At 46.1% G+C, this 26,487-nt stretch carries 21 protein-coding genes; 6 read left to right on the forward strand and 15 right to left on the reverse strand.

Annotation, left to right across the window (positions count from 1 at the left end; all coding sequences use genetic code 11):
• A complete protein-coding gene (locus tag KUV50_RS07685; RefSeq protein WP_222579541.1) occupies positions 1-1,527 on the forward strand; it encodes a RagB/SusD family nutrient uptake outer membrane protein in 1,527 nt (508 codons plus the stop codon).
• Between the two features lie 523 nt (positions 1,528-2,050).
• On the opposite strand, the gene KUV50_RS07690 is transcribed toward KUV50_RS07685, so the two are convergent.
• From KUV50_RS07690 to KUV50_RS07725, 8 genes are all read right to left on the reverse strand, one after another.
• Entirely contained in the window at positions 2,051-3,403 is a 1,353-nt protein-coding gene (locus KUV50_RS07690) for a DEAD/DEAH box helicase (RefSeq protein WP_222579542.1), read from the reverse strand.
• Between the two features lie 167 nt (positions 3,404-3,570).
• The gene (locus KUV50_RS07695) at positions 3,571-4,203 is read right to left on the reverse strand and encodes a hypothetical protein (protein WP_222579543.1); all 633 of its coding nucleotides are present in this window, start codon (positions 4,201-4,203) and stop codon (positions 3,571-3,573) included.
• 55 nt (positions 4,204-4,258) lie between these two features.
• On the reverse strand, positions 4,259-4,711 hold the full coding sequence (locus KUV50_RS07700) for a DUF1456 family protein (protein WP_222579544.1): 453 nt from the start codon (positions 4,709-4,711) through the stop codon (positions 4,259-4,261).
• 12 nt (positions 4,712-4,723) lie between these two features.
• Complete coding sequence (locus KUV50_RS07705; RefSeq protein ID WP_261395049.1) at positions 4,724-6,574, reverse strand: PLP-dependent transferase; 1,851 nt, start codon at positions 6,572-6,574, stop codon at positions 4,724-4,726.
• A 374-nt stretch (positions 6,575-6,948) separates the two neighbouring features.
• A complete protein-coding gene (locus KUV50_RS07710) occupies positions 6,949-8,361 on the reverse strand; it encodes an enolase C-terminal domain-like protein (RefSeq protein WP_222579545.1) in 1,413 nt (470 codons plus the stop codon).
• Positions 8,362-8,393: 32 nt separating this feature from the next.
• Positions 8,394-9,353 (reverse strand): sugar phosphate isomerase/epimerase family protein, encoded by a 960-nt coding sequence (locus tag KUV50_RS07715; RefSeq protein WP_222579546.1) that lies wholly within the window; start codon positions 9,351-9,353, stop codon positions 8,394-8,396.
• A gap of 183 nt (positions 9,354-9,536) precedes the next feature.
• Complete coding sequence (locus KUV50_RS07720; protein ID WP_222579547.1) at positions 9,537-12,341, reverse strand: DUF6797 domain-containing protein; 2,805 nt, start codon at positions 12,339-12,341, stop codon at positions 9,537-9,539.
• A gap of 347 nt (positions 12,342-12,688) precedes the next feature.
• Positions 12,689-15,772, reverse strand: coding sequence for a c-type cytochrome (locus KUV50_RS07725; RefSeq protein ID WP_222579548.1), 3,084 nt, complete (start codon positions 15,770-15,772; stop codon positions 12,689-12,691).
• 87 nt (positions 15,773-15,859) lie between these two features.
• Between KUV50_RS07725 and KUV50_RS07730 the strand changes: the two genes are divergently transcribed.
• On the forward strand, positions 15,860-16,045 hold the full coding sequence (locus tag KUV50_RS07730) for a hypothetical protein (protein WP_222579549.1): 186 nt from the start codon (positions 15,860-15,862) through the stop codon (positions 16,043-16,045).
• A 2-nt stretch (positions 16,046-16,047) separates the two neighbouring features.
• On the opposite strand, the gene KUV50_RS07735 is transcribed toward KUV50_RS07730, so the two are convergent.
• The 7 genes from KUV50_RS07735 to KUV50_RS07765 form a co-directional block, all read right to left on the reverse strand.
• Positions 16,048-16,857 (reverse strand): endonuclease/exonuclease/phosphatase family protein, encoded by an 810-nt coding sequence (locus tag KUV50_RS07735; protein ID WP_222579550.1) that lies wholly within the window; start codon positions 16,855-16,857, stop codon positions 16,048-16,050.
• 121 nt (positions 16,858-16,978) lie between these two features.
• Positions 16,979-17,296 (reverse strand): amidohydrolase family protein, encoded by a 318-nt coding sequence (locus KUV50_RS07740; RefSeq protein WP_222579551.1) that lies wholly within the window; start codon positions 17,294-17,296, stop codon positions 16,979-16,981.
• A 289-nt stretch (positions 17,297-17,585) separates the two neighbouring features.
• On the reverse strand, positions 17,586-18,914 hold the full coding sequence (locus KUV50_RS07745; RefSeq protein ID WP_222579552.1) for an amidohydrolase: 1,329 nt from the start codon (positions 18,912-18,914) through the stop codon (positions 17,586-17,588).
• Positions 18,915-18,920: 6 nt separating this feature from the next.
• Positions 18,921-19,871 carry a nitrilase family protein gene (locus KUV50_RS07750; RefSeq protein WP_222579553.1) on the reverse strand — a complete coding sequence of 317 codons (951 nt, stop codon included), beginning with the start codon at positions 19,869-19,871 and terminating at the stop codon, positions 18,921-18,923.
• A gap of 245 nt (positions 19,872-20,116) precedes the next feature.
• Complete coding sequence (locus KUV50_RS07755; protein ID WP_222579554.1) at positions 20,117-20,548, reverse strand: OsmC family protein; 432 nt, start codon at positions 20,546-20,548, stop codon at positions 20,117-20,119.
• Between the two features lie 94 nt (positions 20,549-20,642).
• Positions 20,643-21,317, reverse strand: a complete 675-nt coding sequence (locus KUV50_RS07760) for a hypothetical protein (RefSeq protein ID WP_222579555.1) — start codon at positions 21,315-21,317, stop codon at positions 20,643-20,645.
• Positions 21,318-21,370: 53 nt separating this feature from the next.
• Entirely contained in the window at positions 21,371-22,795 is a 1,425-nt protein-coding gene (locus tag KUV50_RS07765; RefSeq protein WP_222579556.1) for a glucosaminidase domain-containing protein, read from the reverse strand.
• A gap of 184 nt (positions 22,796-22,979) precedes the next feature.
• Between KUV50_RS07765 and KUV50_RS07770 the strand changes: the two genes are divergently transcribed.
• The 4 genes from KUV50_RS07770 to KUV50_RS07785 all read left to right on the forward strand — a co-directional run bounded on the left by KUV50_RS07770 (position 22,980) and on the right by KUV50_RS07785 (position 26,485).
• Complete coding sequence (locus tag KUV50_RS07770; RefSeq protein ID WP_222579557.1) at positions 22,980-24,035, forward strand: tetratricopeptide repeat protein; 1,056 nt, start codon at positions 22,980-22,982, stop codon at positions 24,033-24,035.
• Positions 24,036-24,141: 106 nt separating this feature from the next.
• Positions 24,142-25,365 (forward strand): hypothetical protein, encoded by a 1,224-nt coding sequence (locus KUV50_RS07775; RefSeq protein ID WP_222579558.1) that lies wholly within the window; start codon positions 24,142-24,144, stop codon positions 25,363-25,365.
• A gap of 34 nt (positions 25,366-25,399) precedes the next feature.
• The gene (locus KUV50_RS07780) at positions 25,400-25,972 is read left to right on the forward strand and encodes a BatD family protein (protein WP_222579559.1); all 573 of its coding nucleotides are present in this window, start codon (positions 25,400-25,402) and stop codon (positions 25,970-25,972) included.
• A 9-nt stretch (positions 25,973-25,981) separates the two neighbouring features.
• The gene (locus KUV50_RS07785; protein WP_222579560.1) at positions 25,982-26,485 is read left to right on the forward strand and encodes a hypothetical protein; all 504 of its coding nucleotides are present in this window, start codon (positions 25,982-25,984) and stop codon (positions 26,483-26,485) included.
• The last annotated feature ends 2 nt before the right edge of the window (positions 26,486-26,487 follow it).

The raw sequence follows: 26,487 nt of genomic DNA on the forward strand, positions 1-26,487 counted from the left end.
ATGAAACATCTATCTATACTATTTTGTACCCTCATTTTTTTGTCAGGCTGCAAAGAAGATTATCTCAATGTTCTTCCCCAGGATAAAATTACCAGTGCCTCATTTTGGACCAGCGAAGACGATGTCGATCTGGCACTCAATGGTATTTACAGCGTGTTGCGACATCGTGGGATTTATGGGGCTGGACCCAGCCTCGAAGCGTGTACTCCCGATGCCTTTCAGTGGGCGCACTGGAACGGGAAGCTGCAACAAATCGGGGATGGTTCAGCAACAGCTTCTACCGGCGAGTTTATTCCGGAAAGATGGACCATGTGCTACCGCATTATATATCGATCCAATTATCTACTCGAAAATATTGACCAGGTTACCTTAGATGCAGACTATAAAGATAGAGTATTGGGAGAAACCCATTTCTTACGAGGAATAGCCTATGCACTATTGGCTGAAACCTACGGCGATGTACCCATCATCGATCAAGTCATATCAGCACAAGAAGCACGGGAAGTGGCTCCCAGCCCACGTCAGGAAGTGTGGAATAAAGCTATTGCGGAATATGACATGGCAATCTCAAGTCTCAAGGCAACCGCCCCAGCAGCAGGAAGAGCCACAAAAGGAGCTGCGCTCGGCATGAAAATGCGAGCTATGCTGTATCAGGGAAAATATGAAGAAGTTCTCGATCTGGTTGATCAGATCGACGCGCTGGACATCTATGAATTGTTCCCTAGCTATGAGGGTTTGTTCATGGTCGAAAATGAGAACAATCCCGAAGTGATTTTTGATATCCAATACATTGACGGCGAACAAGGTCAAGGTAATTTTTTCGCCTGGCTGGGAAGACCTCAGGGAATTACCACAGGTGCAGATGGTGCGAGTGATGTGGCTCCTACACAACAAATGGTTGATAAATATGAAATGATCGATGGTTCAGAAGTAGACCCCGATAATCCCTATGCGGGCCGCGATCCCCGGCTGGACTTTTCCATTCTCCGGCCAGGTACCTTATACGAAGGATTGCCTTACCCGGGTGTGATTCGAAACCATACCGGCCAACGCGTCGGGTTTGGGATGCGAAAATATACTGCCGAAGGAGTCAGTGTGAGTTCCCGCCGACAAGTACCATTGAATTTTATCGTTTTACGCTATGGAGATGTATTGATGTCAAAAGCAGAAGCGCTTATCGAAACGGATCAAAATATTCCAGAAGCCATAGCGCTTATTAACCGGATCCGGACCGAGCGGGATGACGTGAAAATTACAGCTTTATCCACAGATTTATCCCAGGAAGAAGCTCGGAAAAAACTTCGTAAAGAAAGGCGGATTGAGTTTTTCCTGGAAGGCACTTATTGGTCAGACATTAAACGATGGGATATCGGATCGGAACTGTATCCGAGTGAAGTGAGAGCAGGTGATGGCAGTTTGATTGAGATCAAATTTCCAGCCGGATACGATGCTCATTATAACCTCCTTCCCATACCGGATGATGAATTGTCACTGAACGATAACCTGACACAAAATCCGGGGTGGTAGTTTTGCATCCAGAGATTGTTATTTCTTTATCGTTTATTTCTATAACCATGGTGTGATCGGTACAATACCGATTGGCATTCCGGAATATTTTTCGGTTTGTTCGTCAAAAACACCCGGTATAGCTCAAGCTAGCCCGCAAAATTCATGGCTTTTGATTTATGCAGATGCAAGGCATCTAACTCCGCCGGAATAGTATTCTATTTCAAGGAGTTAGTAACGCAGCAGATGTATGAATCAAAAGTCAAACGTCATCCAAAATTGGGCTATGCAATATGCCCAATTTTGGAATTTAAGCAACTGATGAACTGCATATTATGCATTATAGCAGATTGACGTGGTGAATAAAGCGGGCTAGACCTCCGCTTTTTTACTCGAGAATATTTTAGAGCATTTTCAATTCCAAATGGTGGAATCCGATCCGAAAATAGAAAAACCGACCAGGATGAAAAACAACCCCCAAGGGTCCCCACCGGGCTGGTTGTTTCCATCAACACTTTGAATCTCAGAATGAACGCCTCAATTTTTAAATCAAGCTGATCCGCACCTTCTTTTTTTTGAGTTTGGTATTGTTTGTATTCTGAACCAGCTTATCCGCAGCATCAGCATGCACGCCGGCATAGGTATGATTCTGCTGGAGTTCGATCACCCCGAGTTGATCTCTTTTGAGCTGGCCCTGCTTATGAAACAAACCCGCGATATCGCCTTTTGAGATTTTATCGCGCCGTCCGCCCGTGATATACACCGTCCGCCACGCTACAGGAGGAGCAACTACTGCAGGTTCCAGGTCATTGATGTAAAGCGTTTCAGAAGTCTTAGCCTGAATAAATTCGGGCACCTCTTCGTCTTTCCAGTGGAGCACATAAGCGACCCCGTTTCGTTTCATACGCGCTGTACGGCCGTTGCGGTGAGTAAACTCTTTTTCACGGGGTGGAAGGTGGTAATGGATGATGAACTCGATCTCCGGAATATCCAGTCCACGGGCAGCCAGATCGGTCGCCAAAAGGATTCGACTGGTGCCGTTTCTGAATTTGATTAAAGCTCGTTCTCGGTCAATTTGGTCCATTCCGCCGTGAAATGGTTCATGCGGGATCTGATTTTGTGTCAGGTGATCACTGATGCGCTCTAAGGCATCTTTAAAATTGCAGAATATAATTCCGGGTTCGGGGCCTATAAAAGCAAGGGTTTTCTTCAAAGCATCCAGCTTATCTTTGTCGTCCGAAAGGATCGTTTTTATCTTTAAGCGGTCATTCTCCTGCTGTAAATAATCGATCAGAACGGGCTTCTTCAATCCTACAAATGCAGGTATTTCAGCTTCGCTGGTTGCTGAGGTCAGTATTCGCTGCTCTACATGGGGAAGCGCTTCTATGATCTCTGCCATTTCATCCTCAAAACCGATCTCCAGTGATTTATCAAATTCGTCCAGGATCAGGGTTTTAATGTGAGCCAACGAATACTTATCCCGTCTGAAGCGGTCTGCAATCCGTCCGGGTGTACCGATGAGGATAGCCGGTCGGTGTTTCAGATCAATTTTATCCAGTGTTCCCGAACGTCCGCCGTACACGGCGTTGACCTTGAACCCCGTCCCCAATTCCCGGGTTACCTGTTCGATCTGCTGCGCCAGTTCTCGGGATGGAACCAGGATGAGCGCTTGAATTTCCGGTGATTCTTGATCCAACGCTTCCAGGACGGGCAGTAAAAATGCCAGGGTCTTACCCGTCCCCGTGGGAGAAAGCAAGATCACATCCGACTTGGATCGGATTTTCTGTCCAGCCTCTTGCTGCATCGGATTCAATTCCGCTATATCAAATTTTGTTCGAAGGCTTTCATGAATTGCATTCGCGTCCTTTTCTTGATTTTCCGCTGATTGATTTGACATTGACGTTTTTCTCTGTTTTGTTTTTATAAAATGAAGGTTCATCAGACCCAGAGTCTGGTAGAGCTTCTCTCTAACATCGATTTGATTTTACCCAGGGTTTCTTCCGACAGTATCCAGGGATGAAGAACCTGCCTCGATTTTGAAGATCTTTTTGTGGAGAATCGTTTTTAAAATGCATAAAATATGCCGCCTCCCACGCCAAATCCAAAAGACTTGGGGGTTTGTTTTTCTCTCGATCGTATTTCCTGGCCATTGACGATCCGGTAAGCAGTCACATTGTTATTCCCAAAACGCCCATAGTAACCGCCTTCTATCGAAAAGGAGACATGCTGCCAGGCAATCAACTCGATCCCCAATCCAACCCCCACATTGATGTATCGTTCGATATCATAGTCTTTTTTGCCGGATGGTGTTGCCGGATAATTATTCTCCCATTCGTAATAATCATAAAACGAGCCGGCCAGGACATACAAGCGTGTTTTTCTCGATCGCTGTAGATTATATTGCACGTCTGCCCCATAAGCCAATCGTATTTCATCCGACCCATAATCCTCATCGTCGCTGTTCCCGTATCCAAAAAACTGCGTTCGAAGGGATACCCCGTTTTTCAACTGACGCTGATAACTCAATCCATAGCCTGAGAAAAACGATCCGTACAGACCAATCCGGTTTTGAAGCCATTTGGCATCATCCGCCACAGCCACGGGATTGTCTTCACCGGTTTGAGATTTTGATAGATCCTGGGCTCGGGCCAATGCAGCCAGCGTTAATAAACTCAGCACCATGAAGAATGTTTTCATCCTTAATAAATTTAGTTGGACTATAGTTCCAACGATAGCGAACGGGTAAATGTTGCTACTTCTTGGCTTGCAGCGCATTTAGAAAATTACGCAGGTATTGATCTCTCATCGTACGGTAGGAGTTGTTCCCGGGACGGCGAAAAAAAGCACTCAATTCATGTTTGCTGATCCCTTTGCCTGTTGATTCGAACAAATCCAGGATCTCATCTGATTTCAGATTCATCGCAATTTTAAGCTTCCGAAATATAATATTGTTGTTCAGCTGGTCTTCAGGCACTGGTAAGGGCCCTTCTTTTCGGCCGCGATTTTTAATGGTCAATCCATTGAGAAAGGTGGCCAGTTCCTTATCCGTGATTTCCTTAAAAGCAGGATCCTCCTCTTTTTTCAGCCAGTCACAGACCGCAGACCTGGTGACCTCATTACCGGCTAATCTGAAAAGAGCCATCATGGCGTCGTCGTCAAAATCATACAAGTAACGAATACGTCGTAATAGGTCGTTGTTGGTCATGTTCTCTAAGGATTAATTCGTGCTGATAGCGCTCACGAAATCTAAAAAAACTTTTTTATGAAGCTCCAGGTCCACATCGGGAGAGAGTGATACCCGGACAATATAGTCCTTGTCTCCTTCTTTGGTGGTTCCCTGGGTGGATGTAGCCGGGATCGTCCAGTAACACCCTTTTAACTGCCCATAGCTCACGCAAAACTTACTTTCCTGTGGGATTTCAGCAATCATTAATTGGATGAGCTTTAGATTCAATGCTCTCTTGTTCGCCTCCCTTTCTTCTTCGGTATTCCCCGAGGCCGGTAAATCCAAAGAAAATACGGACGGGGTAAAACCCTGATTCGCCAGTTCTTCAGAAACAAAATTGATCTTTGCATCGGGTAAAACTTCCCGAATGAAATTTACAAATTCACGGGTGTTCTGATAAGCCGCTTCGATGCGTTGATTCATCGACGGCAGCTGACTAGCCAGTATTTCTATCTGGTGACTGGTGGCTTCGTTATCGCAAAGGTTCAGGTGATGTTCAACAATTTCCATCAGATCATTCGTCCGCTCATTACCGACGCAGTACCCTGCCGTGACCAGACCGCCACTGGGGAATTTGGATCCACTGACATAAGAGATGGTACGGACGGTCGAAAGAATCGCTCCTTCACCTACAAACCGCACATTGGGACAAAACGTTTGATCCAGGATAAAAACAGGATCCATAGCAACCGATCCATTTGGCGTCATTCGTTTTTTACGCAGCGCCTCTTCCAGCGCAGAAAGATCCGGGACCTGCACTCTCGGGTTGGTCGGAATTTCAGCAATAATATATGGAATGGCATCCGCATTCGCAATCTCTGTCAAAACGGTCTCGACTCCTTGAACCATATCGTGCCCACCATCCACGGGCAAATCAACGATCTCCACCTGATCCAGACAGGCTGCTACACGCCGGGCCTGGTCATTGGTACCACCATAGCAATTGGGTGGCACCACGAATTTGATCTTTTTTCCGGGGTGGTTTTTCAAAGCATCATCCACCAACCCCATCATGATCGCATATTGCATGGAAAGCCCGCTGGAACCGAGCAGCGGCTTCGTGGTGGTGCCTGTAATCTCCCGGATGGAATCCAACACAAATTTCTTGTCTGATTCAACATCATAGGACGTATCATCTATTGTTTCCCCTGTCAGTAACTGTAAAGCTGCGTAACAATCCACCGGTGTCATGGCGATGGTTTCTCTTCGGCGGACGTGCTGTATCTCGGAAATATAACCCGCATTATTCTCACCGTGAATGGTCACTACGCTTCCATATTCCGGATGGATCGTAATGTAAAAATCAATATTGGGGTTGCGTTCCATTTTCCAAAGATCTTCTTGCTTCGAAATAAAGACCGAGCTGCCTTCATTACCAGAAACCTCCTCCGCATTTTGAACTTTCTTCAATTCAAAATCGTACCCATAGACCTGCCTGAGTTTATCCGCATGGAAACTGGCCGGTAGCTCGCCGGTATAATAAATCCGGGTCGGAACCCGATCCAGTAAATTTTTCCGTAACACAGCCAAAATCGGCATGGTTCCCGATGAAAAACTGATGATATGCGTAGGGTCCAGGTCATTAATACGCGCCACACTCCACTCCAGCACGGAGGACAACGGGTGGCCGAGCCGGATATAATCGTAAGCCGTGGGTAGTTCACGGAGGGCAGATGGATCCGTATTATTAACCTGAAACAGGCGGTCAAATTGTTCTAAAAATTGGGTCTTGGCCTGGGATTCATCATAGATATCCAGACGATGGGTCGTTAGTTTGATCCAGTCTTCCGGGCTGTTTTCCAATACCTCTTTTAGAAAATTTCGTATTCTTATCTTATCCATAGTATTCACCATTAAATCAGCCTGGTAACATCAGTTCTTTGGAAAATGTTACAATGCTATTTTATTATAGGGGGTCTATCGTAAATTTTTAGAGTTGCAAACGTACTACATAAAATTTACAGATCACAAAGAAGAGCGTCCCTTCTCCAGGAAAGAATTTATTCGGCGCATTCAGTTTATAAATAAGGTTTTTCTTTCTCTCTCGAGCTGAGATGGCCAGGTCCAGCCCGCCTCGCTGACCTATCCTGCTATCAAGGCAGGATTCTTCCCCCACCAGCCCTAAAACAGTGCTTTTCACAAGGGAGAGGGGGGGGAGTGGAAGGAGTTTGTCGGGTAGTGTGCGCATTAGCACAGCACCTTATACCTTCTTACTGCTATACTTCAAACAACCCCTCATAATGAGGCATGGGCTTAAAGATCCCACCACCATGTTCAAAAAATGGATCTTCCGTATGATACACACCGCCATCCGGCTCGACCCACGGCGCATCTGGCATGGGGTGGTAAGACATCATTTTGTCCCATTTTTTATAGTACTGATGGCCATTCGCTTCTTGCAACCCCGTGCTGATTCCCGGGAATGCTGGTAGACGGGCGGCAATGTTTTTATTCCATTCGACCAGGATGGGGTTCACCGTCAAATCTGCGCAAAAACAAGGAACATTATGCTCGTAGGCCAATTGGGTAATTTTCATTGTCATACTGAGAGTTTTCGCGATCGCCTTGACCGCAAACGCTGTATACCCCATTTCGATCCGGTCAGCGGCATCCTCGACCGTATGTGCACTTTCATCAGACGCAATCCGTACACCAAGATCTCCCACGAACGAGGTATTGAACTCGTCAAAGGGCTCCTCCACCACGGCGATCTGATCGAATGCACCAATTTTCCGGGCATGATCGAGGAGTCGTTCGAGCGTCTCTTTTTTCTCATACCGTCCATTGGCGTCGAAGTAATAGGGAATTTTTCCATCCTTGGTATAAGGCGTTGAATAGGCTTGCATAGCTTGATGTACCTCCGTCAAAAAAGCTTTGTCTTTTTCCAGCATCTCTTCTTGTGTACCCGCCGCCCCAATTTTCAACTTCAGTATAAAATACCCTTCATCAGTGGACTCCGTCAGTTTATCTATCGGCGTTCCGGTCGCAAACGAGGGTATGCTGGCCACCTTATCGTTTCGTGCAGACAATCCGGGTTTATACGCATCGGGGATCATCGCATCAAAATTGGTTATGCCGTGTTCTTGCGCATAGAGCAACCAGGCGGCATTGTCCACACAGACCAAAGCATTGAGCGCAAAGGTTTTTCGCAGGTCCTCGTGATCGGTAATGCGGGAAGCGTAGGCATACACTTCCGGGTACATATCGTCCAGCAATTGAAGCGGATCCGTGAAGCTTTGTCCCTCGATCATTTTTAGCGCGTGTTCACTGACCGCATACATCAGGGCATTGCCCCCTGATTCGGAGTGCTCAAAAGCAACCCGCGCATCAGACCAGAGAACGCCTTGCGACCCCAACCCAATAGTACGTATTCCGGAATCACTCTCCAGCAAAGCAGCCACCTGCCACGCTTCAGTGACCGCGCCTCCTTTAAACCGATAAGGATAAAGGGGCTCTCTTTCAAAATTGGAACTAACATTTTTGATCCGGATGGATTTCTTATTCATTTTATTTTCTGTTTTGTTGTACGCACCAGGACTACTCAGCACATAACCTGCCGCAGCCGAAGCGGTTAACTTAATAAACCCTCGTCGAGGTAAGCTTAAGATACTATTAGAATTGAATTTCATCGCTTTTGTTTAAGAATATGGAAAAATGATGGTTACACCTCCGCCCACAATTTACGCACGTTGTTCAAATCGCGTTTCATGGCATCATAGACCACCTGTGGTTCCACCTCAATATCGCTTCGCCCTTTCTCAGCTCCCCCCAGCGGGTATTCCAAATGCAAGGAAACCGGGACGTTGATTCCATACGATTTCAACAATTGGAAATAGGTCTTCCATTCGACCATCCCTTCACCAAACGGCACATTCTGTGGAAACCATTTTCCATCCTTTTCCATCCATTTAAAATCTTTAATCACAAATGACTGAATTCGTGGATGGATCAACTGCAGGCCTTTGGACCAATTCAATCCACCTTCTACGGTGGCGTGGCGAATGTCATACTGAGCTCCTAATCCTTTTTCGCTCGCGTTCATGATCAGCGCATACAATTCCCATATTGAAGAACCCATTCGGATTCCTGCATGATTCTGATAACAACCCATCAGCCCCAGTTTCTGGTTTAACTTCGCTAGTTTTTCAGCTTGATGCTGATAATGCACAATCGACTCCGGAATGGTTTTATCCTCCAGATACCGGTAATACTGCATCCGATAGTGGGTGATGCCCTGATCCGCAGCTGTACGGAGTACCCGCTGACTTAGTTCATCACCGGCATCATTAACATTGGTGGCCATAAGTACAGGCTGTAATCCAGCCTGATTCATGGCCTTTACGGCCTTGGGCAACTCTTGTTCCACATGCTCAGGTTCTACATGCCCGCCCCGACGCACCGTGAGATCCAGCCCGTCAAACCCCATCTCCGCAGCTTTTTCTGCCATCTCCTCGTAATTCAGGAACTGAAAGTGTTTGGAAAAAAGATGTATTTGCAGTTCGTCGTTCACCGGAGAAGGAGCTTGACTCCACAGCAAATGTGGCATGATCGGAGCTGCCGCAGAAAGTATCGTAGCATTTTTAATGAAATCGCGTCGAGTACCGGGAATGTGATTTTTCATAGTCTTAGTCTCTATATTTTAAATACGGAGATTTAACAGATCTCCAAGATCTGACAAATCTCTTTGTGTTTAAACCATGCTCAACAGCTAAGATTACCATCCACTGCGTTGTTGAACTTGTGTCCGCTTAGCGGTCGAAGCTCCCCCCCTTTCATCGAACCCCTTGCACCTTTCCCCTTTCTCCTAATTTGCCAGCGACTTAATATACAAAATAACAGCGTCTATTTCCGTATCATTCAATATCCCAAGGAATGAGGGCATTTCTGCATCATACCCCTTCACTACTTTTTTATTGGGCTCCAGGATTGACTCCCGGAGATAAGCTTCATCCACCTCCTGCGAACTGCCATCATTAAATTCCCGGACAGAACCATAAAGGTCCTGAAAAGGCGGGCCATACAATCCATCGGTACGGGTGCCTGGAGAATGGCATCCGATGCAAGCCATTTTTGTAAAGAGTTGCTCACCCAGCTCCACCGTCGCTTCCTGAGGCTCTTGGTTGTTCACCGCCAATTCGTCGGAAGAAAGTGCCAGATCACCAGTGTTCACGTCCCTAAAGCCAGCCTGATCCAAATCAATATCGTTCACTTCGTGCAAGGTAAACGAAAAGACATCCGACATGAGAGTTCCTTCTTCAGAAGCCATCTTATAACTGACTTCCATCTGTTCTACGACAGCCATATTGGGCACAATCAATAGCACCGCTTTTTTATCTTCGGAAAGATGGGTGGCCAGGACCGGCAGATGCTCTTCGCCCGGACTGCCATCCATGCGGTAATGGCCCGAACCATATTCCGGCGATCGCAGATAATTATAACGTTTCACCTGAAAATTACCAATATTGTCTATTTCAGCTTCATTCAGAGGTACATCAAACCGCAAAACGATGCCCTGGCGCCCCGCCTGAAATTGAACCGGCAGAATATCCGGCATTCCCGTGTACCGGAATCGGAGCAATGAACTGATCCCTTTGGAAGAGGACCCCCACAGGTTGAATCCGGTAAAGTATGGATATCCATCTTTCCCCCGGATAGCCCCTTTCGAAATCGGAGTCGGATAATGAGCCGGAATATAGGTAATACCGCCTTGCAAGGTCTGGTCTGTGGTATCGATTAGAATTTTATACAATCCCGGTTTACCAAAAGAGATATGTACTAATTGATCATTTAATGGGCCCATTTTATCCGTAGTCATCCACACTTGGCCAATACTAGATGGTTCAATGTGGTGCGGCGCCCATAGCAGTGGTGGGGTAATCGCCGGTGTGTCTACCACATGGGCTGTCGATGGCACCCCATAATAATCGCCTTTTTGCACATGATAGATCGGTGTACTCGGCACGTAATTACCTTGTTGATCGGTCACGGTCAGGAACCCCGTCTCTGGATGAATACCCAGGTAAGGCCCACGAAGACCGGTAGCCATGACCTCCAAAGAACGGCCATCTTCAGATATATGAATCACCGATCCATCGTATTGAGACCCTCTGGCAAAGCCCTTGGTTGTCGGTGCACCAATATGAGGTCCCCCACTTAATGATCCTCCTTTAGCTATGAAAAACCCACCTTCCGGGTCTACAACCAGATCCGCCGGCCACTCCCGTGTCTCCATGGACTGGTCTGCAATGTTTGAAAAGTTCTCATAAAAATCAGCTTCTCCATCGTTATTCGTATCGTGAAACCGAATAATGCCTGAACGATCAAAAACGTAGATTGTATCCCGCAACACCTCAATACTCATCGGTTGGTTGAGTCCGGACGCATAGCGGGTCCAGGTCATATAATCAGACCCGATACCATCGACCAGCCAAACGTCACCTGAAAAAGATACCGCTGCACCACGCCCGTCACTAAAGAAATCCACATCCATCAGACGTACATTGCGATTCCACGGGTTGGGAACGGGCAAGAGCAATTGATCGGTCACATAGGTTGCCGTATCTGGTGACTTTATTTCACGGGTATATACCTTTTCCGACCAGCGTGTTATATTTTCTTTCTTCTTGTATTCATAGTCGCGGCTGTTTTCTGCTTCGACAAATGCTTTAAAATCTTCCAGTTTATCGGTCGGTCCTTTCCAGATAAATATTCGTGAATGAATACCCGTATCCGTAGACTGATATTTGACAGATAGGTACCGGTTATCAGTCAGCACCCAGGTGGCGCCGTGGCCGGGTAGCGTTCCCACGGCTGTGACGCTGTCCTGATTTTCACCCTGAAGAATGTATGCCCAGGCGTCTGAGGATTCCATTTTTGCACCATTGGTAACTTCTGCCAGATTCACAATTAAAGTGTTCTGGTGCGGATTGATCTCGAAAGCTCGTTCAAAAACAGTCTCCTCCCCAAAAGACAGCCGGCCGGGCAGTTCCCGGATATCTGTACCATCTACAGTGTAGTGCAATGCCAATGAGTTGCTGTCTTCCAGTTCGATGCCACCCCATCGACCCAGCGAAGTGGAGATCGGTCCCCATTTGTCTTTATCATACGGAGCCGATTTGGTCCTTGGATCATCGTACGCTGGTTCGTTCACACTCCATCCTGGATACAGTCCCGTGGCTATTTTGGGGTCACCCAATACCTGAGGAAATTTATTCTTCTTATTGAAAAAGTCATCGTAAGAGATCTGAGCCATCCCGGTTAAGGAAATAAAGTCGCCGGTCCAACCCACGGACCAACGCAACAAATCGGGATCAAAACAAGCATAGGTATCATCCCCTAAATTCATGATAACACCCCGGGAAGTCAGATTCCAATCCGGCAATCCGTGTCCCAGATTGCGCAGATCGATCGACGTAGTAATAAACGGAAAATCCTGCTCCACGTAGGGCGCTAACTGAAGCGAATCATAATTATTATCCGAGATAATATGCTCCGGTGGTTTGTCGCAGCTCATAGTCAGCGCAATAAGAGACATCAGCAGCGTGCCTGCCAGAGTGGACAAAGTGGTGTATCGACCGTTAACGAAAACAGTTCGTGACGTGTTTTTCATAGTATATATTTTGACAAGGGTGCTAAATTAAGGGAAATCCATGAGTATAATAGTTTCTGTTGTTAGGATTTAAAGGTTATTTCGGGAAAGGCCCGGAAGGTCAGGGGGATAAAGCAGTTCATTCAATTTGAACTAGTTTCACCATTCTACCATTTGAGATCTCCACGTTGACGATTGGGCATTACTTTTTGTACAGTCTCAAAGGGTCCGCTTCATGCGCGTATGGATACATTTCCATTCTTAGTAGAAGTACAAATGTAAAATGCAAAGGCGCATTGGCTAACTTGGTGGCTAATCCACATTCAAGCGCTTGCTTTCCTTCTGTATTTGAATGCGTGCGTTCCATTTTAGTCCTCCATCAAATAAACAAACAAATCCCGCACCTCCTGATCACTCAATCGTTCCAGGATGCCTTCCGGCATCAAAGAGGTTTGCTGTGGTTCCATTTTTTCAATTTCATTCATGGAGAGTTGGATGGGCTCTCCCCCATACGGCTTCACCGTCACCGCGTTGTCAGAACGTTCAGTAAGAAAACCGGATAAAGTCCGGCCGTCCCGGGTGTATATCCGATAATTGACATAGCCCTCCCGAATGTCCGCACTTGGATCGACCACCTGCATAAGCATATAAGACAGGTTGGTCCGGTCGTAGCCGGTCAGATCGGGACCTATATTCTCCCCTTCATCGTTCATCTGATGACAAATCCCGCAGGCCGTCCGATAAATCAGCTTACCCGACGTTTCATCCCCTGCCCCCGATTGAATGACCCGTGCCAATTCCTGGATCGTTTTGGCTTTTTCATCGAAAGTGCTGACCTTTGTTGCCGGCCAGATTTTCTGTACTCTTTCGGATAATGCCTTATCGCCAAACAAAAGCATGTGCTGGGCCAGTTCGACCGGGACATCTTCCTTGTGGATCACCGAGGTTCCTTCTATTTCATTTAATAACAAACCGGCCCAACCAGGTCTGCTCATCAAAAGATTCAAGGCGGCCAGACGAACTTCCGGGTCTTCACGCAATACCCGCGGGTAAGCACCCAACACGCCATGTCCTACTTCCTCGAAATCATACCGTTGAAGCATGTTCAAAATGGTAATTTTCACCGCCTTCGACTCTTCGAGGGGTGGTCGCTTCAGGATATCCAGCAACGTGGGAACAGCCTCTTCATATTCTACCTCGCCGAGGATACGGATATAGGCCAACCGTTCATTGAGATCGGCCTGTGGATTTTTGATGACTTCCATGACCTTGGGAAGCACACCAGATGTTTTTTGCCGGAGCGCCATGGCATATTCTCCCTCTCCGGTTGCCTGATAAGGAGACATGGCCTGAACGAGTTCTTTTGGTAAATCCGATATATTTTTTCCGCGTAATCCTTCCTGCATCCCGTTCATAAGTTTTTCCCCGGAAGCTTTGTCCGGAACCAGTTCAAACAATCGCTGCGCGGCTCCTAAATTTTCCGGTCCGCCTGACAGCACATAGCGCTGCATTAACCGCGATAAAAGAACCTCTTTCACGACCGGAATAGACCAAAATGATAGATCTCTAAAAAATGCGATGACACCTTCCCGGTCAGATTCCGCTTTGGATTCCAATGCCCACCAGATCTGCAAAGGAATGTCCGGATCCGTGGAGTCATCGTGATGAATTAGCAGATTTCTGATCATGGGCAGGGCTACTTCACCGGGCAATCTTTTGGCGGAGGCTGCAAGCTGACTCCGTACTTCCGGATTTACTTCTTGACGGGCTACTTCAGCGAGTTCCTTTGCCACCACTTCCGATGCCTGACGCTGATCTCCCACTAACCGGACGGCCCACAACCGGACAAAAGGATCCGAATGATTCATCCCAGTTGACGCTAATTCATCATCCAGGCCACCCAGAAGATGCATCGCCCAAAATGCCTCTAGAGCCTCCTGACCAGACCCGGAATTCATTAAACCGCTCAACTGAGGAATCATTGATTGATCGCCTCTATCGTGGATGACCCGAAGGGCCTTTTGACGAAACCATCGGTTTTTATGGGATAAAAGATCGATTAATTCCTGATTACTATAAGTCGTCAGATCAAAGGGATGATAACCTGTTTTACTTCCTTTTTGCCTCAACCTGTAAATCCTACCGGTGGATTTGTTCCAGGTATCCCGGGGATCGACATGGGACAGCCGACTGTCATACCAGTCTGTCATGTACACCGCTCCATCCGGACCGGTCTGAATATCTATAGGTCGAAACCAGCGATCGTCTGTATCCACGGTGGTATCTTGATCAACGGTGCGTATCGTGGAACCATTTATTTCAAAATCAGACAGCACCACGTTTCCTTGTAGTGGATTCAGTGCGATAAAGTTTTCCTCATACCGAGCAGGGAATTGACCGCCTTCATAACGGAGAATAGCGTGAGTAAAACGCACTTTTTCTCCTGCAAATTCCATGTCGGGCAGATACCCAAAGGCATACGGGTTGGTCAATGGTCCGTGTTTGCCCCAGCTTTTCAGGTAATAGCCACCTTGCTTGTAATAAGGCCCGCGTCCATACCCATTGTGCCCCGAATAAATACGGCCCTTGGAGTCGATCTCTACGTTGAAGGTATTCCCACCACCTTCCCCAAAAATCTCGAAGATCTTCGTATCCGGATGATACCGCCAGATCACCTGGCCCTGAAAAAATACATCTTTCGTTGCTGCAGAACTCACCGTGGACGTGGTGGTACTCCCCTGCGCTCCATACAACCAACCGTCCGGACCCCATCGAAGACTGTTTGCTACGGCGTGGGTATCTTGTAAACCAAATCCCTGTAGATGAACTTCCGGGTCTCCATCAGGAATACCATCGCCATCGGGATCCGGATAAGCGATCAGGTAGGGTGGATTGAGCACCCAGATTTTTCCATATCCCTGGGTTACGCTGGTGGTGATATTCAATCCGGAGATCGCATCGATGGAGTGATCAAACACCCCATCGCCATTGGTATCTTCAAATATGGTAATCTTATCAGCTCCTTTTTTACCACCCGGTGGAGGTGCCGGAATCGTGTCAAACTGCACCCGCAAATGATTATCCAATCCGGTAATTTTCAATCCGGCGGGATACGGGTACTGGTTGTAGTGCACCACCCACATTCTCCCCTTGGTATCAAAGCTGATCTCGAGCGGTTGGTTGACCATGGGTTCACCCAATACGAGATCCATATCCAGGTCAGCAGCTACTTCAAATTCCCGGATTGCATCTTCTGCAGGTACGGGTTTGGAATCATCCGTTAATGCACCCCTTCCCGGAAATGCCTCGAGCTGACGGGCCACCTCTTCATTGGCGGCGCGACCGGAAAGGTTTTGGTTGGTCGCTTCCTCATCTTGGCAGCTGAAAATAAAGAGAATTAAAATAAAAGGGAGTTGTTTCAAAACATTATACATCGGGATAAATCTATACATTCAAATATATGTTTTAAAGGTAAGGAAATAATCATCGCAGATGGAACCCGCTAGGAGACATCGTGTTAATTATTTATAATTTCATCCATGGGGGTACAATTACTTTTGAATAAAGATGATCCCTGGAAACTACCTGCAAATCAATTGGACAAGATAAGCCGTATATTAACTTCACTGGATACCATATATACATTGGAGCCATTTCGACAAATCCCGCGATATCGGTATCATGCATTAAAAGGCGATCTTCAAGACGATCATTCTGTTTCCTGATTCTAGCGAAACTCAATTTTAGCGACCACCGGCTTATGATCGGATGCATCTTCATCCAGGACTTCCAATGACTGGACCTTCCAATCTTGGTTTTTGGAAAGAAAAATAAAATCGATCCGAATGCGGGGGTCTTTGGCCGAAAACGTGTTCTGATGTTCACCGAAAAGGACTGCTGCATCATCAAAATACTCCGTCATAATCTGATACGCTTCGCTGTCCGGCTCAAAATTGAAATCACCACATAAAATGACTGGCTCATCTTGGTCCTTGAAATAACGCACCAATTCTTTCGCCTGAGCGACCCGGTTTTCATCAAATTGATGGCAGAGATGGGTCCCCGCAAAAATAATCTCCTGACCGTCCGCTATTTCTCCCTGAACCATAAGAACAGCCCGATCTTCCCCACCTTTTGGAATCGGTAACATAACTTTTCGATGGGGAAAGGGAGTACCGACATGGCGTATCAGAAGCCCTTCCCCATAACCTCCATCGCTAAAATCAATCGCTTTGCCAAAATGGCCCTGCATACCTGTCAGTCTTCCCAGCTCCTCAGCGACATTAATTCGCCGGCCCTCGTTGAATCCGGCCGTACGCCGGGTCATGCTGTCCACCTCCTGCAACGCTACAAAGTCTGGATGGTACGCATTTATGATGTCAGCCACCTCGTCCAAATTGCTCGTTCCAAGGTTATAGGGATTTTCACCATGGTATACGTTATAGGTCATGACGGAAATTTCCTGTGCCGTAGGTTTACAAGAGAAAAGGAGAAAACACCCAAGAATGAAAAGGGTTAATTTGGAATGATATGCCATAGCAATGTAGTTTTTCAAAAGTCGATCTGCAACTCAAATATACACAAAGATAATTTGCAGGGCATGACTTAACATGAGGTCTGTAGTTGATCAGGCGGATCACGCGTGTATTTCCATGGTATTACTCTACCCAGGTTCCATTGAACATAACACGGGAGACCTTCTTGACATTGGAAATATCGACAAGGGGGTTCTCATCCAACAGTATTAGATCAGCAAATTTGCCCGCTTCAACACTCCCAATTCGCTGCTCCGATCGAAAATACTGAGCATTGAGTAAAGTGCTCGCATAAATGATATCCATGGGAGACAGACCAGCTTCTGCGAGCAACTCCATTTCGCGTTGATACGTCCAGCCTGGTTCTGAGTAAGGAGATGAGGTATGAGAACTGGTTACGATTTTAACCCCGGCCTGATGCGCTTTTGAAACAAACTCCAATTATTGATCGAGCGTTTTCAATTAACAAATTGAATACATTGCTGGCAACACCCCATCCAAGCCCACCCTGCAATGGTAGTCCATCCTCTCATACGACCTTTTACTTATGGTTCGGCGCAGTAGTGCTCCGTTTCATAAATTATTCTGTTTAATTCTGGCCTTTTTTATGCTATCCTGCGTTGGAAAGCCTCGCCTTAACCCCGCTATGGCTACGTTCTGACGCCTTGACTAGCACGAAAATGACCTCAGAATTATTCCACATAACTTATAAAACAGTACACTAGTCTTCTTAGTCAAATAATTTCATCGCTGCCGCAGTCATGGTCCGCACGCCTGTCCGAATACTGGGCTCCGGCAAGGGTGCATAAAACGGTGAATGCAGTGAGGGAAGCGCCGGTCCTCCGTTTTTTGCGCGTTCCACCTTATCCGGGGCTACAGTACCTAACCAGTACATGCATATCGGCACTTCATGTTCCTGCAAACCATACCGGCTAAAATCTTCACCAAACGTGTATTTTGGCATCTCCTGTACCTGATCTTTTCCCAACTCTAGTTCAAATACCTGAACTAAAGCTTTTGTCAGTTCGGCGTTATTCACCGTGGTGGGCGTAAACGGATCCCTGATGCGGATTTCCGGTAATTGTTCTTCACTGAGCCCGGCGGCCAATCCCAGATTTCGGCAACGACGGCGGATTCCTTCGATGATTTGATCCCGGACCGCATTGGAATAAGAACGCACTGTGAGCTGAAGGTGGACCCGATCCGGAATCACATTGTGCACGGTCCCGCCATTTACAGCTCCCACTGTGACTACAGCTGGTTCCTGTGGATTGATTTCCCGACTTACGATGGTCTGGAAAGATTCGATCAATTGAGCACTGAGCACCACCGGGTCTTTTGTGGTATGAGGTGCAGCACCATGTCCCCCTTCGCCGTAAACTGTAATATCAATCATATCCACACTGGCGAGCATGGGACCGATGCGATACCCCACTTTTCCTGCTTCCAGATAGGGGTTGCAGTGCAATGCGATTGCATAATCCGGTTTTGGAACCTTGTTATAAAGATCATTCTCGAAAAACAAATTGGCCCCAAGTCCCATCTCTTCTGCAGACTGAGCGACCATCACCAAGGTCCCCTGCCATTGATTCTTCAGCCTCATCAACATCCTGGCTGCACCTATAAACACTGTCATATGTACGTCGTGACCACAAGCGTGCATGACACCAACCTGGTCGCCGGCCGCATTAACTCCCTGCACGGTGCTGGCATATTCCAGCCCGGTCTTTTCCGTGACCGGCAAGGCATCCGTATCGGTCCGGATCAGCACGACCGGACCGGGACCGTTTTTGTATACTGCGGCCAGATTATACGCTCCGAATCCTTCTTGTATCTCAAAGCCGAGTTCTTTGAGGTTTTCCGCCATTTTTCGTGCCGTATTTTCTTCTTGCAGGGACAACTCAGGGCTTCGATGAAGATCCAGGTACAGCTCTTCCAGTCCGGGATAGATCTCATCCACATCATCACGGATTTGCTCCGAGGGTTGTGCGTATGCCTGCTGGTCAGGAAAAATGATTAAGCTGATAAATATTAAACAGAACAAAAAGGTGTATTTCATACTCATTTATTTACCAGATTTCATCCAATAAGGTGTCGTGTCCGCATTGTGATCTGCTCCGAGAATTTCCTTGTAGAGTTCGGGCCGCCGGGCGTTCCGGTATCTGTGACCACCTGCATTCGTAAGTTTCTCCTTTGTGAGCTCTGCGGTAGCAATATCAGCCTCAAAGGCATTGGACTCTGCAAGCAACTCCCCATAGGGATCCAGAAGCATCGCGTTTCCTCCTTTCAGATGTTCGCCATCGTATCCTATGGGATTGGAAAAGGCGTAGTACACCCCGTTATCATACGCTCTCGCCGGCAACCATCGCATCAGCCACCCACGGTGTTTGGGGCCCATAAATTCCTTCCGCAATGTATCCGGGTCCCGATGCCGGGCTTGCCAAATCTCATCTTTGACGTAACCTCGCCCCGGCATGGAAGAAGGTGTGCACCCGGTCACATGGGGCGCAAAGATAATTTCGGCTCCCAAAAGCGAGGTTGCTCTTACATTTTCGATCACATTATTATCATAGCATATCAACATTCCTGCTGTCCAGCCCATCAGCTCAAAAGTAGTGTATTCTGATCCTGCGCTCAGCCATCTACTGATGAATGGATGGAGTTTCCGGTGTCTCGCCATCATGCCTTCACCGTTTACAGCAACGTACGAATTAAAATAACGTCCTTCCTCTTTCTCCAGAACGCCAGCCATAACGACAATATCGTATTCATCTGCCAGCTCCACCAGCCGCTTCGTAGTCGGACCACCGGGAATCTCTTCAGCTAATTGATCGATTTGATCTTTGTTCAACCCCTTTAAAAAAGTGTATCCGGTGGTACACAGTTCATGAAAACTAATAATTTGAGCCCCTTCCTGACTGGCTCGATGAATCAGATCTTCCATGACGACAAGGTTGACGGATTTATCCCCATCCTTGGGTTCAAATTGCGCAACGGATACTTTCAATGGATTCATAAATTCTGGTTTTAAACAAAATAAGGAACCGGTAGAATAAAATCGAAAATTTTTGACAAGTTATGGGCGCATTCGCAGCGTTACTGTACATAACCACGTCGTCATTGTCTTTTATTTTTATTCATCCAATCCCAAAGGTCCACCAAGTTACTAAAAATATAAACCCCCGAACAAGAAAATGATCCTGTTCAGGGGCTTATGCGTCCAGATTTTAATAAATAACCCCGGTGGGGTTATTTTAAGTCTTAATTCAGCGTGGCATCCAGTGTTATCTCACAATTCAGCACAGCAGAAACCGGGCAACCTTTCTTGGCATTACCGGTCAGTTCATCAAATTTGTCTTGGTCAATACCGTCTATTTTGGCATTGAGTTCCAGGTGGCTTTTGCTTATCTTAACTCCGCCATCTCCAGCATCAATGGTCACCGTAGCTTTGGTTTTCAGTTCTTCCGGATCAAAACCGGCCTCGGTAAGCATCTTACTTAGGGCCATATTAAAACACCCGGCATGTGCTGCCGCAATCAATTCTTCGGGGTTGGTCCCACTCGTCCCATCTTCATCCGTAAACCTTCCTGCGAATGAATATGGTGTGTTTTCCAGAGTTCCGGATTGACTGGTCAACTTTCCATTTCCTTCTTTTACTTTTCCTTTCCAAATGCTGGTAGCGTGTCTTTTCATTGGTGCAATGATTTTTATGTGATGTAATACTTATTATAAAACCCAAAGAAGTGAAAATTGTTTGGACTTAATCCTTTCGACGAGCATGGAATCCTCACTCATAAATTACTTTTCTCAAAAATTGCAAGGTCACACCAATCTCTAAACTGATATTCCTGATTTCCTGCTCAGGAACCTGATAACGATTCCCGGAAGGAGTAGTTAGTTCCTGGGGTGGGGTATAGATCTGCTGAGACAGATCGGGACTAAAAGTAATATGGAGCAATGGGCGAAAAAATTCATTGGCGATTAATCGAATCCCGCCGCCTGCACTCACGCCATAATTCCATTTCCGCAATCCGTTCGTATTGATGTAGGTAATATCTCCAAACTCCGTTCCGTAGGTGTACGAACCGCGGATGCCAAAAGAATAAAACCATTCAAATTCATCACTGAGGTCATAGTATTTTTTGACGCCGGCAACCACTTCTGCATTTTTGAATAATATCCTGGAATATCCGCCCCGAACTACCCGCCCCGAAATTGGACTTACAAAGTCATTGAAACGAAGACCGCGCCCTTTGGGATTGAGACCGGCGTTGAGATAAAAAGATGAAGATTCGCCATAAGACTCCAGATGCCCCATCAAATGCAATGCCAGTAAAGGGTTGGATTTTTGATAACCACTCCATTGTTGAAAAGCGACCGTAGGGCCTGCTTTTAATCCCAGATACATGGATTGGCCACTGGCACCAGGCATGGCATATATCACCGCCACCAAGGTTATCATGGATACAGTGATTATACTTCGTGCAATGGATGAACGCCTGTCACAACCCGAGATCATTGGACTATTTTTAATTGCTGTCCAATCTGTATCTGATTAGAGCGCAGGTGATTATTTTGACGAATAGAGTCTACAGAGACTCCGAACTTGCGGCTAATACCATACAGCGTATCTCCTTTAACCACTTCGTATTCTATAAAGTCTTGTTTGGGTTCTGTGCGTGTTTGCTTTTTTCTGATCACAGAGGAAGAATCGGTCACATCCTTTTTGGACAAATCGATCACCGGAACCTGAACCTCCGGTGCAGATTCCGGGGTGCTTGTCGGTGGAGTCACCTGAGCATTAAACGTTTTAGATTGGCTCTCCATGTCGAGCTGTTCCGCCAGTACGGGCTCGGTCACCTTAGCGGAAGGAACAATATCCACATCATCATAAGTTACCGGAATTTCATCTCCGCGTGCCCGGCCTTTCAAAAATATTTTTTCACCGGGAACAGGGACCATATCGGCACGTATTTTATTCTTTCTTTCCAGCGTGGATAGTCGAATACCATATATCTGGGAAATGCGAGAAAGGTCTTCACCTTCCTGGACCACATGAAACCGCTTCGAACCCCGGTACCAGATTCGCTTTTTCTCCAGATAAACAAACATCCCATCTTCGAGATTCTCATCCAATTCAAGGTTATTATCGTTATACTTTAATATTTTCCTGGGTGAGATTTCATATTTACGTGCCAGCTGTTCCATGGTTTGACCTTGAGCTACTTTGACCACCTCCCGTCGATTGATTTCAATCCTGTGCTCCACAGCCCGACGCTGAACCGGTTCTTCAGGCCGGGAAACAATTCTGTTTTGCGGTTTCACTTTCTTTGCGGGTCGTGTCTTTGTAATATCGCGGGGCTCCACGACGAGATCGGAAGGATTCACGTACTTCACATTTGAATCTTCGTAATAATCAAACGTATACAAAGCGTACTTTTCAATCAGATGGATCAGTAGGTTTGCATAAGCTGGATTGGTCGCATACCCGGCCTTACTCAAGCCCCATGCCCAGGATTTATAGTCGTTTTTGTTCAGGTCAAACAAAGGCCCATACCGGTGCGTCTTTTTAGGATCAAGTAAAAACTGCGAATGCGCCCGAAAAGAGTCTTCAGCATCGACAAAAACCCGGAAACAGGATTTTATCAATCGACCTCGTCGGTCGCGGTCATCATCTTTCTTGTAGTAGGTGGGACCACTCCATACTCCCCCGCATTTGATTCCAAAGTGGTTATTCGCTTGGAGTGCCAAATCACTCTTGCCCGCATTGGACTCCAAAATTGCCTGAGCCATCTTAATACTGGCTGGAATGCCATTCTCCTGCATCTCTTCTACAGCAATTAGTTTATACAGCTCGATATAATCCATCACCTCCTGTTTGGAGTAGGAATACCCAATCACAACGTTAACAAGTAAAAAGAAGGTTATAAAAATTCGCATAGTATCCTTTTGTTTCCGTGGTGAACTACCACCAATATTGTGCCAAAAGCGGTAAAAAAAGTCCTTTATATAAAAATAATATTTAATGTATAAAACCCCGAAGGAATCTAAAAATACCTGTTTTTTATAAAAACATAATATTCACCGTATTTTTACCACCCGACAACGGGCAACCAAGTTAATAATGAAACGAAAAAATACAGTCCATCTTGCGCCATTTGGCATTTTTCACCAGATCCTGTGCCTGGTTGGTTTTTTCATGGTGAGTAGTATGTATCAATGCACCGATCCGGATTCTGAAAACACAGCGTCCACCCCTGATGAATTCTCTGATTCGATCAGTTATTACACCCGGCAGGTAGAACGCCAACCAGATAAAAACATCCCGCTATTCCACCGGGCAAAGCATTTCTATGAACGGGGTGCCTATGATGCGGCCCTGAAGGATTTACAAAATGCACTTCATATAGACAGCACTCACCTGGAGACTTATTTGCTTAAAAGCCAGATCGAAATGGACTATTTCCGTTCGAGAGCTGCCCTAAAAACATTGCAGAAAGCAGAAATAATATGGCCAAACTCCATCGAGGTCAAGGAAGATCTGGCGAAAACTCACTTGATTCTAAAACAATACACCTCCGCTCGCGAAGCAGCTCAGAAGGCCCTTGAAATTAACCCCTTCTCAGCGAAACCACATCTTTTTTTGGGCCTCATCGAAAAAGAAAATCAAGACACGGCGACTGCCATTTCACATTTTCAAAGCGCAGTGCAAAATAATGCCGACCTCTTGGATGCCTGGGTCGAGTTGGCCAAATTAAAAATGTCCACGGACCCAGATGAGGCTGTACCATATTTTGAAAGTGCGCTCCAAATTGAACCCGATAATGTGCATCTGTGGCATACTTACGCCACATACTGGCAATCCCGGGATAGCCTCGCCCGGGCGAAAGAATGTTATAAACTGATCAATGAGCTGGATCCGGAATACAAAGAAGCCTATTTCAACAAAGCCCTGATACTGATGGACCAGGACTCATTCCTGACAGCAATTCCCGTGTGGGATCAGTATATCCTTCAAGAACCGGACCAAGCTCAGGGTTATTACTACAGGGGGATCAGCCATGAAATGGTCCAAAATTACCCGGCTGCTCTCAATGATTATAAAGAGGCACGGGAGCGAGATCCAAGACTGGACCAGATCGAGGATGCCATTAAAAGCATGGAGCAGAAAATCCGTTAAATCGTCTTTTTACCACGTCGATCTATTTGACGCACTTTTTCTTTTCGCTTCCATTGCTTAAGACATAGAATTGTTGATCATTCATATCCCTCCAAAAAAACTATATTTGCATCATCAGGATATGAATGGAATAAAGAAAATAGTTCAGATTTTGTGGATTCTTCTGCTTCTGACCGGCAGCAGAACGTTCACTGCCCATGGCCAATCCAATCAGCTTCAGCTGAATCTGCTTCTGGAGTCCGATCAGTCATTGGAATGGACGAGAGAATATCAGGTCTTCATAGCCCGGCATATTCCTGCAACAATTATTTTGGGGAAATTGACCAACGAAAACACCCTGATCGGGCTTTTTGATATCGATGGGCTGGATAACAAACTTATCCTGCATGGTATCGAGAACAAAAAACAATACACGCTGCACGAATGGCTGGACAACAGTATAAAAACCGGCTCCCTCCATCTCAAGCACCATCAAAACCTTTTGACGGGGTACTGGTACAATACGTCACGATCCATGCGACTCAGCATTCAATCCAAGATAACAAGTGCTCCAAATGCGAACGAAATCCGGCAATATCAATACCAAGACCAACTGTTTTTCACGAAAACTACCGATGGTGAAGAGGAAATTCTTGACTCTGACATTATAAACCGGGAGTCCTGGGAAAAAAAACACCACTCTCCTTCACAATGTTACGAAATATCATTGCGGGGTCAAGCAGAGGAATTTTGCCTGTCGGGTCGTCTGGGACTTTATCCCTATAACCAGGTAGACCTGGTTCGGATACTTCATGGGCAGGTTCCGCAAATCCCCCATGATGAAGCTTTTAACAGCCAAATCTCACAATGGCTGAACAACTGGGCTGATTATGTATTTCAGGATACCATTTATGATATTTCTGAACAACGGTGGAGTAGAAACCAATCGATCTCGTTTATGCCGGATTTCATCAATGAAGATTTGGTAAGCGGTATGCTTTCCATTCAATATTCTGGAGACGAAATGATCCACTCTAAATCAGTGATCTACGACCGGGATAAAAAGAAATTCTACACCCCACAGGATTTCTTTCGCAGTCATACTTCCTGGAATGAAAATTTTCAAAATACCGCTCGTCAATATATTATTGAGAAACACTACCCAACAATCAATGTATTTCCAGAGATCATGGATCGAATCCGATTTCACATGACGCTTAACCCCAACGGCGTTTTGATCTCGACGGATTTTACACCATATTTTGGAAGGTTAAAAGTTCAACTGGATCGAAACATCTACCAAGATGATTTGCAAAGATTTGCACCTTTTAGAAAACTATTACTGAAGTAACGGTGTCATATAAAACGGACATAAGGTAATTCGCATGTTAAATATACGTTCTACAACAAAAATCAAAGATTGCATAGGCACAAAACACGGGAAAAAATCTGGTGTGCGGGAGACTTCAAAAATCAAACACGTATGGATGTGGATCTTCTTTGTGATGGGTTTATTATCATATACGCAAAATGGAACTGCCCAGGAAGTTCAGGTCATTCTGAGCTATGACACCGTCTACATGGGGAATGTATTGGGCGTCCAATTTACTATGAAAAACTGGCAAGGCGATTTATCAAATCCCGATTTCGGAGAGTTTGCAGTGGTTGGCGGCCCGCAGATCAGCTCATCGATGTCCTATTCCGGTGGACAGCGTACATCTACAAAATCCATTCTTTTTTACCTCAAACCGCCCGACCGGGCAGGAATTTATCAGCTTCCGGAACAATCCTTTCAGGCAGATGGCGAGGAAGTTATTACGGAAACGCAAGCCATAACTGTCCTGGAGAACCCAGACCAACTGGAGCAAAATCCTGCCATAAAAAAACAACCTTCGCGATCATTTAATAAAGAATACAAAAGGAGCCCACCCCCGCGGGGTCAGCGCCAACGCTTTTAAACACAAGACATGAAACAAAAATATCTTTGGATAACAGAACTCATATGGTGGGTTGGTTCCCTGATAATTGGCGTGGCGATCATATGGCCTTATTACCCGAAGCTGATTGTAAAAGTGCCCTTTCTGATACCCAATATAGTATTGGTCATACTCATGATACAATGCTTTCGACTGACTCTTTTTTTGAAACGATCGCCTTTCCCGGCACATCCTTGGACCATATACATGTCCTCGTTTGCGTTTATCCCCATATGCATTTATGTAGTCAATCAATACAGTCAAATGTCCCAGTTTTTTGAATCATCATCCTGGATGCATTCTTTTTCATATTTACTTACTCTTTCAGAAAAAAGCACGCTGGCCGTGTACATTCGTACGGAATTCACTCTGGTTGCTGTGGTTGCATTTATTTCGGGTATTTCATTTTCAGGTCGAATGATTCTGACTTCCTGGCGATTTTTGGGGAATCGAACACACAAACCGAGTCGACAAAACCAGATGAGCACAAAATAAAA

The organism is Membranihabitans marinus (genome assembly GCF_019802045.1).
Lineage (GTDB): Bacteria > Bacteroidota > Bacteroidia > Chitinophagales > Saprospiraceae > Membranihabitans > Membranihabitans marinus_A.